Raw genomic sequence first — 20667 nt, 5'->3', positions numbered from 1 at the left:
TGGGGGGATCAGGAAGATCTCTATCCAAACCGTACCAAAGCCAAAGACAAGCTCAGTCTATACGGACAATACTTCTCCACCGTGGAGGTGGATAGTTCCTTCTACGCCGTTCAACCCCGGGATCGAATGGCACGATGGGCTGCAGAGACGCCCGAATCCTTTGCTTTTATCATCAAAGCCTATCAGGGAATGACCGGACATCTGCGGGGCAAGCCCTACTTCACGAGCACGTCGGAAATGTATAAAGCCTTTCGGGAATCACTCGAGCCCGTCATGGAAGCCGGCAAGATGCAGGCAGCCTTGTTTCAATATCCACCTTGGTTTGAGTGCAATAAGGACAACGTCAAAGAGCTTCGTGAAGTGAAACTGAGAATGGAGGGTATTCCGTGTGCCCTCGAATTCCGTCATCGTAGCTGGTATGAAGGCGACATGCGAGAGCGCACGCTTGCGTTCCTCAAGGAGCAAGGCTGGATTCACAGCGTCTGTGACGAACCTCAGGCAGGTCCAGGTTCCATTCCCATCGTTCCCCAGGCTACGGATTCGGAGATGACGCTGGTTCGCATGCATGGACGCAACGTGTCCGGCTGGCATCAAAATGGTGCGCCAAATTGGCGCGAGACCCGTTATTTGTACCGTTACAACAAGGAAGAACTGTTGGAGTGGAAAGGGTATCTGGAGCAATTGCAGGAGCAGAGCAAGGATGTCTATGTTATTTTCAACAACAACTCGGGTGGCGATGCAGCAGCGAATGCCCAGATGATGATGGATCTGCTGGATTTACCAGTGAAGCCTTTTCCTGACCGTACTGAACCGGAGAAGGAAGAAGGACCGGAGCAGCTGGAGTTATTTTGATTCTTGTTTATTGATGCAGTTATTCACATTATTGGGTGAAGGTAAGTGTATTTATCAGTGCTATTATGCAGATCACATTCGGAACCAGAGTTCTGTATTGAAATGGGATTAACTAAAAGCGGCAAGCCCGAGGGCATTGCCGCTTTTTTCAGTACGTTATCCATAGCCACTTTTACGATTGACTTCATTTGATTTACTGACTCTCTTTTACACAATCGAAAATAAAGGATCGATTTTTAGCATTTGCTTGTTTAAATTCCCAATCACCATATGTTTCAATTATCGAAAACCCTGCTTGTTTCAGCGACTCATGCAGTTCCTCTTGATTTCGAAATCTTATCTGCATTTTTTCATGAACTAGGACTTCGTCTGTTTTAGTATTTTTCACAGTTTCATAAAAAGTATAGATATCCCCCTCAAATCCTTCATATTCTGTATAGATTTCAAGCGGGTCTCCACTTAACATATCTTTAGCTAAGTCGGGAGTCCTGTCCTTCTCCCACTCTTCCCACACTTTTACCAAAGGGTTTCTAATATCAAATATAAAGTGACCGCCAAATTTGAGGGATTGGAATACGTCTGAAATTACTTTCTTCCAACTATCATCTGTAAGAAATACCTGTGCAACATTGGCAGTCATAATAACCGCGTCATAGGCATTGGTTTGTAAATCTGAGCTATCTCCTACTATCCATCTCACATTGCCTGAATTATCTTTCATTCTCGCGACTTCAATCGCTTCTTCATGGGGATCGATAGCTGTAATTTTATAGCCGTACTGAACGAGGTGAGTAGTCCATCTTCCTGTTCCGCAGCCTAAGTCAGCTATAGACTCTACTTTTAATTTCTTTAGTATTGCAAGGAAAAATTCATCGTCTTTTCCCCAATGGTTAATCTGATCATATACTAATGGAATCATAACTTTCCTTTCCGACTTTCTATAGCCTTTTTACTAGGTATACATATAAGAAATCGTTTAGTCAACTAGAGTCAAGCAATTGTTGATTGAGTTTTGAATGATGTCTCTTTTTAGCCTAACACGAATGTAAATATCTGATCCTTTTTTGGCTTAAGCCTTAGATAGACGCCTTGCGGAGCTGCTGGTTCATTTTATGTGCTTCGATACCTGCCAAAAGCACAATGCCAATCCCATGAGTATCGTTTAGATTCCACCCCAGATCATCGCGATAATACAAGGCGGTAAATGAGTACCCCGAACCCCGGCATACCCCATATACATTACCTTTATAGTCAATCGACAAACGTGTCATGCCTTCCCATCCTTTGCGTACCGCCTCCAGATAAGGCTCTGGCTGTTCCAGCCAGCCTTCCCGAATACCACGGGCATAAGCGTAGATGAACATGGATGTGCAGGAGGTTTCTTCATACGAATCCGGGCGGTTCAGCACCTGATGCCATAGTCCATTTCCCCCTTGCAGCGACAGATAACCTTGACTTAAATCACGATAGAAAGTTAGCAGTTCCGGCCTGTTCACATGATCTATCGGCAGGATCGTTAACAATTCGGTTAATGAAAAGAGCACCCAGCCGTTCCCGCGTCCCCACGGAATGCCTGTCGCCCGACCACGCACAAAATCATACACATGGGACATGATCCGTTGTTCGGGAAGGTAGAGGTATCTACGGAACATCAGGAACTGATTGACCGCATCATCCCAGTACGCCCTATCTCCTGTCAACTGACCATAACGCATCAGAAATGGTGTACTCATGTACAAATCATCACACCACATCGTCTCCTGACGCATCTCCCCACTGCCGCGAACCCGGTAAAAGGCACCATCCTCCAATCGTTCCTGCTCATCCGTGATGTATCCCGCAATCCGATCCGCAGTATGTCTTCCCCCACGAATATCGCCGAATTCCATCGCAGCAAGCAGCGTGGACCCAAACGAACCGCAATCATCCAGACTGTCTATCGCAGACAATTGATTATTGATTCCTGCCGCACCATACCCTTCCCGATCCCACAGACCATAGCGGTCAAATGAAGTACTCAGTTCAATATGTTGCCGTACATACTGAATGTAATCATCCCGTCCCAATTCCTGTCCTGTCTGGAGCAGTCCAAGCAGGGTAACGCCAAGCGGATAATTCCACTTTCCGTAATGTGTATTCTCCAGGTAAGGACGAACATGTGTATCAGGAAGATCTACCCGCCAATACACACCTTTTGCACCATCATCAAATACGGTATCGGTTCGCACGATGTCGGCGTGGAATGGTTCAGCACCGGGAGCAAACACACCTGTGTACAGCCAGGGGTCAGAGCATCCCGCAACCGGATGAGGCGGTTTCAGTCTCCAGCCTGTGAAACTCGAATGCTCGGCATCTTCCAACGTGAATCCCCATGAAGCGCCGACTGCCTGGACCTCACCTTTTGCGACCAGATCAGATGAACCGTAACGGCGGGGGAGTTCAACGTGAAAGTTAGCACTGCTTCCAGCAGAGTATACTTCCATGCCATCCACATACAGGGTCAAAGCTCCATCATGATTGCCTTTTAAAATAACTGGCGTTGATCCTGGCAAGGTTACATCCAGTTTGGCCCATGCATAGGCAACAGCCGGTTGTTCCGTACCAAAGATACGAGCAAATGAGCCCTTGCTCTGTTCCGCCTCTGTCCAGCTCCTGCGTGGATACCAGGTAAGACCTGTTTCTTCTTCTGTCATGCCATTACGAGGGAGAGATAATACAGGTTCATCCACAGGTTCTGAATATAACCAGCCTTCCTGTCCCTGACGATCTGCCCCAGGAGTAAGGAAGTGCAACGGGAAATTTTTGAAAGAGGCTGTTCCGTAGATCCCGCCGAACCCCACTTCTGTTTTGACAAAACATAACAACACATCATTCCAACCATAGTTCACAGAGATCGGAATCTGGGTCCTCCGCTCAGGAAATAATTCCTGCAACAACTCGGATTTAAACACCTCTTCGCCGTTCACATAGATCGTCACTGGACTATAACAGTTCAGACCTGTATTTAACGTTGCATTCTGCTCGCTCCATAACTTGCCCCATACATACACGTACTGCCCTGCACGCGCCTCTATGCATTTCTCATTCAGATTCAGGTCGTAGCGATAGTCCCCAAGTCTAAGAAAACCACCCTGATGATAAGCTCTGAACAAAAAGGAATGTTTCGGATGATCGCCAATATAACGCTGAGCCACCGTAGTCAATATATCCGGAATTGAATCGTACACCTTGCCTGCAATCGCCTCGTTCTCATGAAAATAACGAATGATCGTCAGCTCCCTTCCTTATACCTTGATTCGTTCGCTTAGCCGCAATGTCTCTCCGCCCTGCACTTCAACAACCTGCTGATCTGCCGTGAAACAAACCGGGATGGCAGACGGATTATGGATGATGGATCGATCGGCTGAACACTCCAGTCGTTGCACTGCCTTCCAATAGGAGATCACTTCGATGTTCGTGGCGTACCAGATGTCGTTCCTGCCGCCAATCTGCTCACCGAACTGTTCGATGATCTCCCAGTTGTCGTTGTCATTGAACTCATAGCTGTGACCCCAGACGTAGAGTAATAGTGGTGTACCTGTTTTGGAATGTTGGATAAAACGCTTGGCATGTGCCGCAAGATCATGGTTATGATGACAGGTCGGATGCCATTCAAGGGGACGGTCTGGCAACGTGTATCTGCCATGTGATTCAACGGTACGGGCATAATCGATGCCGAGCCACTCCAGCTTCGTACTTAACGTACGGTCGTACCCTCCATTGGGATAAGCCATACCTCGTACCGGATAACCAACCAGCTTCTCCAGCGCTTTTCGATCCTCCATAATCTCTTCGGTCAATAGTTCATTCGGAACATAAGGCAGCGTAGGGTGAGTAACCGTGTGAACGGCTACTTCATGCCCCGTATACAGTTCAGCGACTTCCCCAGCCTCAATGCGGCCTGGATTACCTAGCGTACCGGAGTTCAGATTAAAGGTTCCCCGCAGACCATACCGATTACAGATTTCCACCAGTCTGCGATCATGCACCACTCCATCGTCATAACTGAGCGTTAACGCTTTCATCACACCACCTGGATAACGGTCAAACTGAATACGATGTCCCATGTCCTACTACCACTCCTTTATCCGAATTCTGCAGCAGGTACATGACCTGCATCCTCTAACCGATGATGTTCCGAATCAAAATACGTGCCTTCCAGCAGGCCAATCAATGTGTTGGTAATCCGCACCTCAATGTCGTTCTCCCCAGGATGCAACCATGAGGTATCTCCCTTCCAGCGATACGGAGACCAACATCGTACACCCAGACTCTGTCCGTTCACCCGCACTTCCGTTACATCCTGTACCCGCCAATCGCTGAATTCCAGTTCAAATGAGGCAACATCTTCCCCAGGCTCATCATGCCAGAATGTTCGTCTGTAACTCATCTCCCCGGCAAAATGAGGATAAAGCGGCTGTGGTTCAGGTCTGATGCGAAGGGCCGTGTCGGACTCCCGCACAAGCGAAGCCATTCCTTCATGATGGAACTCCAAGCCGAATCTTCCCTGTAGATACAAAGGATCAACGAGGCCATCCTCATCTTTCGTTACCTGCACAATCACCGTCATTTCGTTAAGACCGCTATGCAGCAGTTCCGTGATATCACAAGCGATGTTATTGTGGTCGGTTATTTCAATTGGATCGAATTGTTCTTTTTCAAGCGGGTGCCCATTAATCTCTATCGACCAAATGCCCGATATCGCCGCTCTATCCATGAATAACAGGCATGCAGGCAATGTCGTTCTTAGCTCAAATGTGGTCGTATATCGACACTCAATCGGGTAAGCAATGGATACTTTTTTCGGTGTGCCAAATACCTGGTTAAATTGGACTGGTAGATGCTGCTCCGATAATTCTGCCGCCTGATCAATAAACGGTTTCACAGCTACATGCTGGCTTTCCAGAATTATTCCGTTAGCATTGGAGGCCCGCAGATGGAATTGTCCCATTCGCAAGTTGTTAGGCTGCACCGTTTCCATTCGCCATGGACCTTCCGAAGGGAGCATGATCTTACAAGATTGATTCGCTCCTGCCGATACATCCGTTACAAACGTTGAACCCGTTTTGTCTGTTACATCCACCTTCGTTGTTAATGCCTCTTCCTTCGCAGGTTGTAAAGTAAGACGAACAGCATGCGCTTCGTAAGGCGCCAGCGTTAGTGAAATGCACCATTCCCCGCCACTGCTCGTATACGGCAATGCTTGAAGCCGCCCTGTCTCCAGATCAAGTCGTTCTGCCACGAGACAAACACCCTCTGCCAGCTTCGTCCCATCCCACAACTGTCTGGCAACCAGCTTCAATTGCCCTCTCAATTCCTGACCCTCCTGATTGGTCAAGAAAACCATATGCTCTCCAGCCGATAATTGACGGGTGTGCATCAGCAGCGATGCGCTTTCCTCCTCCATGATCCAGCAGATGGGTTCAGGCAATACCTGATCGAGCAGGAGGGAGATCAGCTCCAGTGAAAAGTCATCTCCTTGCCCCGTTCCTGCGGGTAAGAAATAGGCATTGCCCTTACCCTGATTCCACATGGATTCACGGTTGTCATGATCAGTTGTCCCGCTACGACCCCAGTACACTTCTTGCGGCTGTTCACCCGCACCAAAGAACTGGGCAGCTTCATCTCCCTCCGGACTTCCCGGCTGGATGGCAATATGCGGAGGCATCCCAACAGAAATAACGGTTCCTCCCAACTGAACGAATTTCTTCACCTGTTCCCAGGCCGCGGCCTCCAGATTCAGCATCGGTGGCAGAATCAACACCTCATAACGGGCAACGCCGATCTGAAGGATGCCATCCTTCAAATCAGCTTCAGCCAGCAATTCGGGATCAAGGTGATCGTAGTCACGTCTGTTTTCGAGCAGATGGGTTGTGATCCGCATCCAGTCCTTTGTCAGACGATTCAGTTGGACCCGTTCAGCTTCGTCTTCGCCGCTGTACTCGAATCCATGCAGCGGATTCCCCATCAGACTCCAGAATGTCGTTGTTGGGTCAAGTACAGCAATTCGAATATCTGCTGCTCCGGTGCTCATGAGATAGCTCAAACGTCCGGTGTAATCCCCCAACTGCCGGAAATGCTTCCAGTAGGGATTCTGTAAAAATTGAGATGGCGGTGCATCATGTTTTGCCAGCCCACCAATCGTATAGAAAAAGGCGTGAAAGTTATAGAAATTGGTGCCCATGGCGGCCATGCGATCAATCATCCACTTGGCATCCTGTAGCGTCATGGACCAGCCTACACTGTGAAAACATTCAATCAGATTGCGGCTTCGGCACAATTGCCGGGCAAGCGAACTGACCATCTTGGGATTGTCACGCATCTTTTGACCATACCGTTCCAGTATCCACGATAAGGATCGTCCGATTTTCTCATGGGCCGAATCACCACCCGGCATATGACTGAACAACTGGGTGGTCATCCGTACGCCAGGCACCTCTGCCGCGTACTGGATTCCCGCTTCCTCACACCAGTCATGCACCTGTTTGTGATAGGACTCCCGGAGAAGCAGGTGCAGAGACTGGTAATAGTCATACCGAATCCGATGCGCGTTCGGAACATCGCCATATAGCAAAGCCGGTAGCGAATCGATCAGACTATAACCACAACGCTCACTGAAATAACGGGGAAGCTGTGATGACCAGGGGATACGCCCCAGCGGTGCAATCTCATCCGAGAACATGCCTTGGATCACGCTTTTAAATTGATCTCCAACCGCAGACTTGTAGCGCTCGTGCGTCAGTTCAATAAATCGGCTCATCGCATCCTTGTGGCAAGGATCAACAAAGTTACCGTAATATTTGAAATCGTCGATCTCCATTTCTTGAAATATAATCAACTCCCAATCACCCTCGGGCAAATCCCACAACAATCGAAACGCTGTTCGGTAGGTGAAGAACCGCTTACGATTATACGAAGTGAGTCCGGTCTCCTGATACACCTGATCGGTCTGGATATTGCCAATTTTGCTGCGCAGATCAATGGATTCATGCCACAACCGCTTACCTTGTGCATCCTTGGGAATCGCTCGGGCAACCAATACTCGTCCCCACGGCAGCTCCAGATCCACAGCTTCTCCGCCCTGAGCCAGCAGTTGATGATGAATGAGCTGACGCTGCTTTGCTTCAGGAAAATCAAGGGTCACTTCCCCACCAGCCATTCCACTGGGATAAGGGTACTCGTCATATAACCATACCTGCATGCCGTGAGCATCTGCCGCTTCCACTGCAATTCGCACCTTGTCAAACCAAGCTTCCGACAGATAGGGAATCTGTAGCCCCTGACGCGGACAGATGAAGAACCCGCCTACACCTTGCACGGCCATCTCAGCCACCTGCCGCTTCATCTGCTCTTCTTCCATATCCCCGTTCCAGAACCAAAAGGGATGAACCCGGTACTGCGCCTCGGGATTTTCAAATGCATCCCCGTTCCACATGTCGCCTTCCTCCCTGCCTGTTCAAGCGTATTATTGGTCTCCATCTACTTCAGTGCAGCGTACAGTTCATTGACTTCTTTCACATAATCGTCTCCGCCGTTGTTCTTCCACAGGGCAACAGCATCTTCGAATCCTTTCTCATCAATCTGTCCTACGATGAATTTGATTCGTGCATCGTTAATGATATTGTCCAGCTGTGGTCCTTTCTGGGCGTATACATCAGAGATCAGCGGTTCGCCAGGATTAGCGATAACAATCTCTTCGTTGGCTTTCTGCACCTGTGCAACCTTTTCCCGGACAGGTGTCTGTTGTACGCGAAGTGTTCTGTCTTCCGGCACAAACATCAAAATCTGATTTAGGCCTTGCAGGTCACGGAGTGCAAGCTTGTCAGTGGTTGGTACAATGTAGTCTTCTTTTTTCTCATATTGCTTACCTTCCAGTCCGTTGTACAACAATGCCTGCAATTCAGGTTCGTTCAACTGATCCAGGAAACTCAGTACCTTCTTCAGGTCTTCTTCCGTTTTGACACTGCTTTTGGAGATCGCAATCAGGCCAGAGTAACCGGATGTTGGCATATCACGCAATCCCTTTGGACCTTCCATCGCTTGCAGCACATCCACACGTCCTGTCGCATTGGGGTCTTTATCCAGTATTTTCTGATCCATGCGCTGTGCATTATCTGCTACATCCACCATGACACCGGCTTGCCCATTCACAAATGGATCAGGCAGTTTCGTTGCATCCATTACGGCAAAGTCCTTGTTTACCAAACCTTCGCTATAGATTTGACGGAAAAATTTCAGGGCTTCCATGTATTCTGGTGTCTCATGTGCCGGAATCAGCCCCCCGCTGCCATCCTCTCCCCATTTGTTGGGCGCACCAAACCATACCTGCATGTTATCCCACGGGCCGGTAAACTTGCTGGCAACCAGACCGTACGTATCATCCTTGCCGTTACCGTCTGGATCATCCTTTGTGAATGCTTTCAATACATTGTAAAATTCATCAATCGTTTTGGGCTCTTCCAGCCCCAGATTCTCCAGCCAATCTTTGCGGATTGTGACCCCGTTACGTCCGAGGGCACGTGCCCGGTAGATCCCATAGGTTTTGCCATCGATGGATGCATTGTTGGTGATGATTTCATTCATTTGACTCAGATTCGGATAATCTTTCAGATAAGGACCAAGCTCCCAGAATGCACCGGTTCGTGCCGCATTAATGAAACTTGGGGACTTCCCTAACACCACCATAATCTGAGGCAGCTTGCCCGAGGCCAGTGTAATGTTGAATTTGTCTTCGTACGAACTGCTCGGCACCCACTGCAAGTTCACATCCACCTTGGTCAATTCTTCAAGCTTCTGGATGACCGGGCTATTCTCTGGCGGATTCTCCGCTTCGAAGTTCGGAAGCATAATGGTAAGTTGGTCCGTTCCTCCTCCGCTTGCTGTTCCAGAGCCTTTTTCACCAGTAGAGCATGCGCCCAGAATTGTACTCAGTACCAGTGAAGCCGAGAGTAACAGTGCACCTTTTTTGAATCCCGTTTTTTGTCCCATACGTTCTCCCCCTTGGCTTTAGCCTTTGATTGAACCTAACATGACACCTTTGGCAAAATGTTTCTGCAAAAACGGATACACCAGCAAAATTGGAATGGTACCTACAACGATGACTGCCATTTTGATCGACTGCTCTGGTGGCTGTACAAAATTGGGGTCCATGTTCGCCATATCTCCGACACTGGCTTGCGAAAGCAACACGATCTGTCTCAGCATGACTTGCAGCGGCCATTTGTCACTATCGGAAATGTACAGCAGTGCCGAGAAAAAGTTGTTCCAATGTCCCACGGCGTAAAATAAGGCAAACGTGGCAATGACCGGCTTTGATAAAGGCAGAACGATTCGCCACAGCACCCCGAGATCCGAACAGCCGTCGATGCGGGCCGCTTCCTCCAGCCCGGGTGGCATTTGCTGAAAAAAGTTTTTGACAACAATTAAGTTAAAAGCGCTGATCGCGCCAGGAAGCATAAGGGCCCAGTAGGAATCAAGCAGTCCCAGTCCACGAATGACAAGATAGGTTGGGATCATGCCACCACCGAATAACATCGAGAAGATGACCATGTTCATCATGACGTTGCGACCCCAGAAGTCACTTCTGGATAGTGGGTAAGCCATCGTTAAGGTGAAGAACAGGTTCACCAGTGTACCTGCCACCGTGATGAAGATGGAAACGCCAATGCTGCGAAAGATTGTGGACGAAGAAAAGATATACTCATACGCACTGAAGGAAAACACCTTCGGAATGAGGAAAAATTGGCGTGAGGTGATCTCGGCTTCCGTTGCGAAAGAATTCCCTATAATATACAGGAAAGGAAGGACGGTTAATATGCCCAGAATCCCCAGCATGACGTAATTGAAGATATCAAATACCTTGCCGGCAGGGCTGTTGTATAGACGGCTGTTCATGGGCGCTCCTCCTTAATAAATTCCGGGGTGACCGAATTTTTTCGCAAGTTTATTGCTGCCGAGCACCAAAATGATGCCCACCACAGACTTGAATAGTCCAACAGCGGTACTGTAACTGAATGCACCTTGTGTAATCCCCACCGTATACACGTACGTATCAAAGACATCTGCGACATCCCGGTTGAGGGAGTTGGTCATCAGGTAGATCTGCTCAAATCCGGTATCGAGAAAGTTCCCCAGTCTGAGAATGAGCAAAATGACAATCGTCGTGCGAATCGCGGGAAGTGTGATATGCCACATCCGCCGTAACCGTCCTGCGCCATCCACAATGGAGGCTTCATATTGTTCCGTATCTACACCTGCGAGGGCTGCAAGGAAAATGATTGTTCCCCAACCCATCTCTTTCCACATCATCTGAACAATAATGAGGGGACGGAACGAACCCGGACTGGAGAGTACATCAATAGGCTTGCCTGTAATCCAGGCGATCAGGTCGTATAACACCCCGCCTTGCGGGGTTAGAAACACGTACGTGATACTGGCGATAATCACCATGGATACAAAATGAGGTACATAAACCAGAGTTTGAATCGTTCTTTTGAAGAAAGCGACCCGAATTTCATTTAATAACAAAGCGATAATGATGGGTGCCGGGAAAAAGAAGATGAGATCATACAGGGCAAGGACCAGCGTATTGCGTAATAGTCGGAAGAAGTCCGGGTTGGAGAAAAAGTTCGTAAAGTTCTCTAGCCCCACCCAGTTACTCTCCCGGATGCCCAGAAAAGGCTGATAGTCCTGAAAGGCAATGATGATCCCCCACATGGGCAAGTATTTAAAGATGACAAAGTACAAAAAGCCGGGAAGCACAAGCACATATAACCATTTGTTTCGTTTGATCTGCCTTTTCCAGTTAGACTCTCGTCTCATGGGTCTTGTAGTCATATCCGCTTGAGCAGTTGCAGTGGCGTTGGTATTCCAGTCCGTCTTCCCGTTCATCATGTCTCCCCTCCTCTTCCGTTGTAAGCGTTATCAATAAACCTGATACTCAGACTATACAGCCCTTCTTTTTCCGGCAACCTTCATTTTTTGCATTGCTCCAATGCACTGGCTGGAAAGCCCGCTATAACGCCATTCTCACGCGATATTGGACATATCGTAGCAGGTAGAATTGCACATTTTTGCAGGTTTATCTTTCTTTGGTTCACGGTAAAAAAAGAAAAAACCGGCATCCGCTAAAGCTGGATGTCGGTCTGAAAGGACTAAGATATAAACGGTTATTGTCCGAACCATTGATCGCGATACTGACTCGGCGTAACTCCCTCCTGTTTCTTGAAAATCCGATTAAAATAACTATGCTGATATCCCACAGCCGCCGCAACATCATTGATTTTCATCGTTGTCTCCCGTAACAATTGCTTCGCGGCATCCATTCTCACACGTGTCAGATAATCAATAAAATTAATGCCCGATACCTGTTTGAATGCCTTGCTGAGTGCATAAGGGGTCATCTGCTCATCGTCAGCACAGTTTTCCAGCGAAATGTCACTGCTGCGGTAATGTGTATCGATGTACAACATCGTTCGTTCTACCACCAGTTTCAGCGGTTCCTGCGATCGTAACTCAATCTCTTGTATATACGGTGTGAATACCTCATTCATCATCCACTGTCTCATCTGTACAGGTTCACGAATACCGGATAAGCGCTCATACATGTTGCTACCACCAAACAACTTATACGGTGTGACCCCCGTTTGCAGCATCATGTGCTGAATACTGCCGAGTAATTGAAGCATCATCTGCTGCACTTGAAATTCGGTACTCCCTGTCCGCGTAATCTCACTCATGAATTGGTCCAGCACTCGCTCCGCTTCGGCTTGCTTGCCCAGCCTGATCACCTGCAGCAACTCGCGTTCGAGCCCAAGCGGATAGGAAGCTGCTTCGTTTCTGCGGAAACACGCCTCATCCTCCAGATCGAGAATCTGACTTCCTTCCTCCACACTGCGATAAGCCACAGCCTGTTCCATCTCGACAAATCGTCCGGGCAGTTCCTGAAGTGAAGCCGCCGGGCGACTGATCATCAAGGTAACCTTCATTTTGAGCGTACGTCCAATGACCTCCACTAGCTCCTGTCCCCATAACAGCGCCTGTGATTTCACAGGTTCGTCCTGGGGAGCAATCACAAGCATGGCGGAAGACAGGTCATGAAAATTCATGACACTGATCTGTCTAAAGTAATTCTTTGCCACTTCCTGAGTGATATTCACGGCTGCAAAGGTGACTAATCCCGTGTCCTGGCTCCCAAATCTGCCTTGCAGTTGCTCGTACCCCGTAAAGTACATTTGCATCAGCAAATACTGCTGGCCCTCCAGCTCAAATCCAAGATGACGCATGCGCTCCTGGAGATCCTGCTCGTTATAGGCATATAGATGCCCCTGTACAAGTTGTAAAACAAAGCTATCGCGCAGATGGGGAAGCTGCTCTTGCAATTGGCGATGTGCCGTAACACTGCGGGAGGTCAGTTCGTTCCACTGTTGCTCCAGCAGCTCAAACTCATCCAGCTTGGCATCCGTTGGTGTGGTTTCGTTTCTGCCAGGCGTAAGCAGATGGAGCATCCGTGCTACAGGTGAATAGATGCGGCGGGAAGCAAACCAGGATAACAATAATCCCAGGATTAGACTGCCTATACTCGCAATGACGATGATTTTGGACACCAGTTTGACTGGCGAAGTGACTGAGGTCAAAGGTGCTGCGGAGACGTAAGTCCAGTCTGAATCGATCCGACTCAATGAACCGTATGAGACAGAATAGGTCTGATCCTCATATCGGAACAGGAATGAGCGGCTGTCCGCATGCAGGGCCACTTCTTCTTTTAGCTGCTGCTCAAAAGCAGACGTCTCTCCCGCTGTTCCCGGATTCCCGGTAACCAGTGTGTTTCCTTCCTGATCCATAAGAAATGTTAACCCTTCATCATATGGAGTAAGCGTTTTCAATAAACTGGCGACTTTCTCGTTATCCAGCGTAATGATTAGTGCCCCAAATGGATTAATGCTTTCGCCCGGGATCTTATGTACAAGAACGAGTGCATTGCCCGCATCCATATGCAGTAGACTATCGTTGGTCGAAGGTGCGGTATCTCTGTTGATGCTGGAAACCCAGTCTGTCCAGTACACGTGGTTGCCCATGGAGAGGTAACGATCATACGCTTGTACTTTGGCATCATCGTTCAACTCGGTATAATCCCGATTAAACAAGATTGGCTTTGGTTCCTGCAAATACAGCTGTGCTGACTTGATCAACGGGTGGGAGCCTTGTAATACATATAAAGTAGTCACAATCTCCTGCGTTTCATTGAAATAATACACATAATCCAGTGTCCGCAAAGCATTGCCAAACCTCGGTTCAAAAGCCCAATGGGATAAGTTCATCTCCAGATAAGCCAGTTGATCATCCACATTGCGTGCCCGGTTCTCGATCTGATTCTGATGCATCCGATTGAATTCGGTCTCCATCCGTCCAACAACCTGTTGATACATAACGATACCTGTGATTAACCCGGGAATGCTGGCAATGAGTAAAATAAGCATGAGGCTGTTTCGATAAAATCGTCCTTTATGTCTTCCTGCCTTTAAATCGGATAACCGCTTTAATCTGCCAAATATTCGATCGCTCCTCGTCGGTTCCATCGCTGCTCACCTGCCTGCTTGCATCGGGTCTGACTGTCATGGAAACTTCCTCAACTCCCCTGAGAATAAATGGATGAAATCCTTTTCTTGTATTATACGCACAATCTTCCGATGAATGAAACGATCTGTAACCGATCATTTTTTTAACCAATGTTTTATTAACATGACAAAATGGATTACAATGAGATAAAGCAAACATGAAGGAGGCCTTTTAATGAAAGAACAGATTTATTTTGAACAAAATAGAGAAAAACACCTGGCAGAACTGAATGAATGGTTGTCCATTCCGAGTATCTCCGCCATTTCTGAGCATAAAGAGGATGTTAATCGTGCAGCACAATGGGCAGCAGATGCACTCACACGTGCAGGCATGGAGAACGTAGAGGTCATTCAAACGGCTGGACATCCAATTGTCTATGCAGATCACCTGCATGCACCAGGCAAACCGACAGCTCTGATCTACGGTCACTATGATGTACAACCTGTAGACCCCCTTCATCTGTGGGACACGCCTCCTTTCGAACCTACCGTTCGTGATGGCAAGCTGTATGCTCGTGGTGCAACGGATGACAAAGGACAGATTTTCCTACATATCAAGGCAGTAGAAGCTCTGCTTGCCGAAAACAAAGAACTTCCGGTTAACGTCAAGTTCTGTATCGAAGGTGAAGAGGAAATCTCCAGCCCGAACCTGCCCATCTATCTGAATGAACATACAGACAAGCTGCGTGCAGACATGGTATTGATCTCGGATACGTCTCTTCTTGAAAAAGGAAAACCGGCGATCTCCACTGGCCTGCGTGGCCTCTGTTCACTTCACGTAGATCTGAACACAGCCAATACCGACTTGCACTCCGGTTCATTTGGTGGTGGTGTACCCAACGCATTGCACGCACTCGTGTCCCTGCTCGCTTCGTTGCATGATGAGCAAGGTCGTGTGAGTGTAGATGGTTTCTATGACGGCGTTCTGCCACTGTCTCCTGAGATGAGAGAAGAATTTGTGAAACAGGGCTTCAATGAAGAACAGCTTCGTCAAGACCTCGGGCTGGAGCAATTGTACGGCGAAGAAGGTTACTCGTTCGTGGAACGTATTGGCGCTCGTCCAACATTGGAACTGAACGGCGTATGGGGCGGTTTCCAGGGCGAAGGCAGCAAAACCGTTATTCCGAAGGAAGCTCATGCCAAAATCACCTGCCGCCTCGTGGCGGATCAAGATCCACAGCATGTGCTGGATCGTATCGAGGCACATCTGCGCGCTCACGTTCAACCAGGTGCAACGCTGCATGTGAAACAGATCGAGAAAGCTTTTGCGTTCAACACTGATCCTTCCAATTCCATTCTGCAAAAAGCGGCAGATGCGTATGAGCACGTGTATGGCGTTCGTGCCCTCTTTACCAAAGATGGTGGCTCCATTCCGATTGTTGAGAAGCTCTCACGTGTACTCGAAATCCCTGCTGTTATGATGGGCTTTGGCTTGCCAGATGAGAACTTGCACGCACCGAACGAGCACTTCAACCTGGAGAATTTTGATAAAGGGTTGTTGACGATTGTTCGGTTTTTGAAAAGTTTGTAATAGTTAAGGCTCATCGTTTCTAAAATAAGTGCTGGGCAAGGTGCTGAGTGGACGTTCCGGTGCCGAATCGTTCTTTTGATCGCTGTTATCCCCGGATTTCCTTGATTCCCTTCTTAAAGGGAGAAATCCGGGGATAAAGGCGAACGCTCCGCTTCTTCAGAATCGATTTCGTCCCCTCCACTACGTCGCAGCTTCTCGCAGACTGATTTTAAGATTGTGCCTAACTTTTAATATGGGTTAGGTAATAAGGATAATAAAAAGACGGCCTTCGGGTCGTCTTTTTTGTTATTTAATTTTGTTTTTTTTGATTTTGTTGTTTGATTTTTTTCTTATTTTTTTGATTCTTTATTCTTTGTTCTTTTTGTTCTTTGTTTCTTTTGTGATGTTATTTTTTAATTCTTTCTTTAGTGGTGTTCTAGTTTTTTCAATGGCTATCTTTCATGATGGAGACTTGCTTTTAGCGGGCATTAGTAATTTAGAGAGAATAAAAAAAACATTGGCTACTGGCGACTCTTTGAACTTTGATTTTGTCTTGATCGTTATGTTGTAGTGTTGTCATGTTTACTCTAAAGGATCGGGTCTGCTATGAGTTTGTGTGATAGATACAAAAACGATATCCTTCGAGATTTTTATTTTTCTCTCCATCATTCGTTGTAGTTCTTCCTATGATTGATTTTATAGACGGGGTCTCGGTTTTAATGATTTAGTGTATTAGAGATAACATGCGCGACGGCTTATCAGCTTGTTTAGATGGATTCGATATCCTTCACTAGGTTTCAACTTTTGCTTCTGCTTTTGCTTCTTTATGGTGAATGATTTTGTTGAGGCCTAAATTTTAAAGGGTTGTGATAGAGAAAACACAAGTGGCCTTTGGGGATGTTTGTTAGGAACGATTGATATCCAGAATATCCCCTGATGGAGTCGTGGTGCGGATCGGGTAACAAATGTCGTTGGTATCTATAGGTGCCCTGCTTCATGACAAGGCTGGTCAGCCACGGGGATACCTGATGGGAGGATCTTTCGGAATTCCTGCGTTTTGACTTGCTTATACTCAGGGCTTCGCTACTGGGCTTTTGCCATGAGTTGTTACCTGCTGTTACGGCCAAGTAAGCTAATCCAAAATGATGAGGTGAATGTTGTGTCTGCTTCTCATCTAACCAAACATGCGCTGGCTCACTCGCTTAAATCACTGATGGAGCATACTCCACTGAACAAAATTACGGTCAAACATCTGGTTAATCATTGCGGCGTGAACCGGCAAACCTTTTATTATCATTTTCAGGATATTTACGCGCTGCTTGGATGGATTTATCAGACTGAAGCAGTGGAGAGTCTTACGGAGTATCGAAGCTACAGCACATGGACGGACGGATTCCATAAAATCTTTTGTTACATCGAGAATAATAAAACGTTCTGTTGCAATACACTCGACTCGCTCGGGCGCACCCACTTGGATACATACCTCTATGAAGTAACCCATGATCTGATCATGGGCGTTATTGATGAGTTGGCCTGTGGGATAAAGGTCAGCAGTGAAGACAAAGAGTTCGTCGCCAACTTTTATACCCTCGCCTTTACTGGGCTGATCATTCAGTGGATGAGGGGCACTATGCAAGATCCTCCAAAACAGATTATCGAGAAGCTTAGTGAGCTGATCGAAGGCAATGTTCTGAGGGCATTGCATAGGTATGAGAAGAAGCTGCCATCCGATTAGGATGCGCGGCTTTTTTTACATGTGATCCAGGCTTAATCTTTAGACACTTTTTCAAAAGTGACCAAAAATTGGACACTCTCGGTCTTTTGATCATACCTTACGGGACCTGCAAGGCTTACATTAGGGCTGTGGTTACAGAACCTTTTGGAGGCGAATGATCGTGAAGAAAGAGCACGGTAATAAACAAGTCTATTTTGTAGGCGGCGGCATTGCATCATTGGCGGGTGCAGCATATCTGGTCAGAGATTGTGACTTTCCTGGAGAACACATTCACATTATCGAAGAAATGGCGATTCTCGGCGGCAGCAACGACGGCGCTGGTAATCCCGATCAAGGGTATATCATCCGCGGTGGGCGGATGCTCAATGACGAGGCCTATGAGAATCTATGGGAGCTGCTGGCTTCCATCCCTTCCATCGACCGTCCAGGCATATCTGTCCGACAGGAAATTACCGAATTTGACGATGCCAATCCCACACATTCCAATGCACGACTCATCAACCGTGACGGGAAGGTCGAAGATGTGCTCTCCATGGGTTTTGATATGTCGGACCGTCTGGCGATGGGAAAACTGATTATTACTCCTGAAGACACGCTGGGTAAACTGCGCATCAACGACTGGTTTGGCCCTCACTTTTTCAAAACAAACTTCTGGTATATGTGGGCGACCACTTTTGCCTTCCAACCTTGGCACAGCGCCGTGGAATTCAAAAGATACATGCTTCGCTTTTTTCACGAATTCCCGAGAATTCAGACGCTGGAAGGCGTTACCCGCACACCCTTCAACCAATATGACTCGATCATCCTTCCATTGCATCACTACCTGGAACCGTTTGGCGTAGATTTCACGCTGAAATGTACCGTCACGGATCTGGATTTCAAAGACGGCGAGGGCATTACGGTAAGTCGGATGCATGTGCTCAGGGAAGGTGAGGAGGAAGTTATTGACATCCACGAAGGTGATCTGGTCATTGTTACAAACGGTTCGATGACCGAAGGGGCTGACATCGGCTCCATGACTTCCGCCCCGAAACTGAATGGCAAGGGCAGCTCATGGAAGCTGTGGGAGAACATTGCCGTCAAGAAACCGATGCTGGGCAACCCTTCTTCTTTTAATGATCATGTGGATGAGTCCAAATGGGAGTCGTTTACAGTCACCTTCCATGATTCGGTCTTCTTTGATCTGATGGAGAAATTTACACGCAACCGGGCAGGTACCGGCGCGTTGGTTACTTTCAAGGATTCCAGCTGGTTCATGTCTGTCGTTCTGGCCTTTCAACCGCACTTCCGCGGTCAGCCGGAGCATGTAAAAGTATTCTGGGGATACGGATTATACCCCGATAACGTGGGCGACTACGTGAAGAAAAGAATGTGCGACTGTACCGGGGAAGAGATCATACAGGAGTTGATTGGCCATCTTCATTTTCAGGAACATCAAGAGGCAATCATGGCTACTGCCAACTGTATTCCATGCATGATGCCTTACATTACAGCGCAATTCATGCCTAGACTGAACAGCGACAGACCAAAGGTTGTGCCTGAAGGCTCCACCAACCTGGCCTTTATCAGCCAATTCTGCGAAATTCCCGATGACGTGGTATTCACCGAAGAATATTCGGTCCGGGCAGCACGGATCGCCGTCTACACCTTGCTTGGAGAGAACCGTCCAATTGAACCGATCAACAAATATCAGTATGATGTCCGGACGCTGTTCAGCAGTTTTGTGACTTCGTTTAGATGACCATTTCAAAGAGGATTCAGACATAGGATGAAGGAATGGTTGGATTCATCGGTGGATGGGGATAGATCGATAGATCTTTGGAGATATCTGTAGGATTCGATGAGTAACTTTGTGATCTTTAGGAAGCTTGTTATCTTAATTCTATTAATTGTGCCAAGTTAGCAAGATATGAGTTACTACATGAGTTAGCTTCAGAAGCTTGCATCCCCGTTGAACGAGTCAATGAGTGAATATGGTTGTTGCTGAACTGATTAGTCGGTGTACAATCAAATAAAGAGAGTTCCGTCAGTGATGACAGGACTCTCTCTTTCGTTTACTCGTTTATTATCTAAATCAGATACATAACCTTCATCAAGATCGCCAACTGTCGTCCAAAGAATCTCACAAGCCTTAATGCTCGAAATTCCACAGGTTTGTAAATCTAACGAATCGTAGACTCCTTAATCGGAGTGTAAGCATGATTTAGTAACGTAATATCGCTCATTTTCATTAAATAGCGTGTCAGAGATTCGTTACATTTTGTATGACAGCCAAATCATTGAAATAATGCTTCGCAGGTTCGAACTGAGCGACTCTTCGGAGATGACTACTTATGAGATGCACTCCTTAACTTATCACGCTTCCATGTTACTCATGTATACTCTTGTGGTTCTTCTTATTATTCTTGGTGTTACTTTTCATTTTTTCGTTGTTACTCATCACTTATGAAAGCCACATATCATACTTGGGTTATGTGCGGAATGTTGTAAACTTCAGCATGTGCACAAGCCGGGATAAGTGTGCGATCTCCTGTTGGACTCCAGAAGTATCTGTCCCCGCCATCGCCTGGTTCGCACGCAGTGTTCTGCGTGTGTTCAACATACCTTCGATCAGTTTCATGACGGTGTTACGTCCACGATGATCAACAATCATATACTTTTTGCGTGCATCCAGCTCTACCCATACGATGTTACTGAATGATGTGAACAGATGTCTGCGGTACAGCTCCATATCGGTCTCATTGTAATGCTCGCCATAAAAGGCATAATATCCGTGTATGTGCAACTTCTCCGCCAACACTGTGATGAACGGATCATGTTCGAGCATAGCGTTACGTTCCATGTTTCACGCCTCCGTTATGCGTGATCCGCAGATCCCGTCTTTTTGAGATCTATTTTAACATATTACGCGAGGT

The 20667-nt window shown here is 47.4% G+C and carries 13 protein-coding genes; 4 read left to right on the top strand and 9 right to left on the bottom strand.

From position 1 onward, the window contains the following. Positions 1-852 (top strand): DUF72 domain-containing protein (locus ACE3K2_RS20860; RefSeq protein WP_421894522.1); only part of this gene is annotated, 852 nt, incomplete at its 5' end. A gap of 193 nt (positions 853-1045) precedes the next feature. On the opposite strand, the gene ACE3K2_RS20855 is transcribed toward ACE3K2_RS20860, so the two are convergent. From ACE3K2_RS20855 to ACE3K2_RS20820, 8 genes are all read right to left on the bottom strand, one after another. Next, a complete protein-coding gene (locus ACE3K2_RS20855; RefSeq protein ID WP_421894519.1) occupies positions 1046-1771 on the bottom strand; it encodes a class I SAM-dependent methyltransferase in 726 nt (241 codons plus the stop codon). 157 nt (positions 1772-1928) lie between these two features. After that, positions 1929-4079, bottom strand: a complete 2151-nt coding sequence (locus ACE3K2_RS20850; RefSeq protein ID WP_421894516.1) for a glycoside hydrolase family 88/105 protein — start codon at positions 4077-4079, stop codon at positions 1929-1931. A 57-nt stretch (positions 4080-4136) separates the two neighbouring features. Next, a complete protein-coding gene (locus ACE3K2_RS20845) occupies positions 4137-4958 on the bottom strand; it encodes a polysaccharide deacetylase family protein (protein WP_421894513.1) in 822 nt (273 codons plus the stop codon). A gap of 17 nt (positions 4959-4975) precedes the next feature. Beyond that, a complete protein-coding gene (locus tag ACE3K2_RS20840; RefSeq protein ID WP_421894510.1) occupies positions 4976-8326 on the bottom strand; it encodes a glycosyl hydrolase in 3351 nt (1116 codons plus the stop codon). A 44-nt stretch (positions 8327-8370) separates the two neighbouring features. Beyond that, the gene (locus ACE3K2_RS20835; protein WP_421894507.1) at positions 8371-9879 is read right to left on the bottom strand and encodes an extracellular solute-binding protein; all 1509 of its coding nucleotides are present in this window, start codon (positions 9877-9879) and stop codon (positions 8371-8373) included. Between the two features lie 18 nt (positions 9880-9897). Then, complete coding sequence (locus tag ACE3K2_RS20830; RefSeq protein WP_421894504.1) at positions 9898-10785, bottom strand: carbohydrate ABC transporter permease; 888 nt, start codon at positions 10783-10785, stop codon at positions 9898-9900. Between the two features lie 12 nt (positions 10786-10797). After that, a complete protein-coding gene (locus ACE3K2_RS20825; protein WP_421894534.1) occupies positions 10798-11727 on the bottom strand; it encodes an ABC transporter permease in 930 nt (309 codons plus the stop codon). A gap of 332 nt (positions 11728-12059) precedes the next feature. Next, positions 12060-14468 carry an AraC family transcriptional regulator gene (locus ACE3K2_RS20820; RefSeq protein WP_421894501.1) on the bottom strand — a complete coding sequence of 803 codons (2409 nt, stop codon included), beginning with the start codon at positions 14466-14468 and terminating at the stop codon, positions 12060-12062. A 214-nt stretch (positions 14469-14682) separates the two neighbouring features. On the opposite strand from ACE3K2_RS20820, the gene ACE3K2_RS20815 reads away from it, so the two are divergent. The 3 genes from ACE3K2_RS20815 to ACE3K2_RS20805 all read left to right on the top strand — a co-directional run bounded on the left by ACE3K2_RS20815 (position 14683) and on the right by ACE3K2_RS20805 (position 19493). Continuing rightward, entirely contained in the window at positions 14683-16038 is a 1356-nt protein-coding gene (locus ACE3K2_RS20815; RefSeq protein WP_421894498.1) for a dipeptidase, read from the top strand. A gap of 1138 nt (positions 16039-17176) precedes the next feature. Next, a complete protein-coding gene (locus ACE3K2_RS20810) occupies positions 17177-17752 on the top strand; it encodes a TetR-like C-terminal domain-containing protein (protein ID WP_421894495.1) in 576 nt (191 codons plus the stop codon). Positions 17753-17906: 154 nt separating this feature from the next. Further along, a complete protein-coding gene (locus tag ACE3K2_RS20805) occupies positions 17907-19493 on the top strand; it encodes an oleate hydratase (RefSeq protein ID WP_421894492.1) in 1587 nt (528 codons plus the stop codon). 729 nt (positions 19494-20222) lie between these two features. Here ACE3K2_RS20805 and ACE3K2_RS20800 read toward each other — a convergent pair. Then, positions 20223-20594: a hypothetical protein gene (locus ACE3K2_RS20800; RefSeq protein WP_307416297.1), complete on the bottom strand. Its 372-nt coding sequence runs from the start codon at positions 20592-20594 to the stop codon at positions 20223-20225. Between the last annotated feature and the right edge of the window lie 73 nt (positions 20595-20667).

The organism is Paenibacillus sp. (genome assembly GCF_048976745.1).
In the GTDB taxonomy this organism is placed as follows: domain Bacteria; phylum Bacillota; class Bacilli; order Paenibacillales; family Paenibacillaceae; genus Paenibacillus.
The sequence above is the reverse complement of the archived record's forward strand: the minus strand, read 5'-3'. Positions and strand labels throughout refer to the sequence as shown.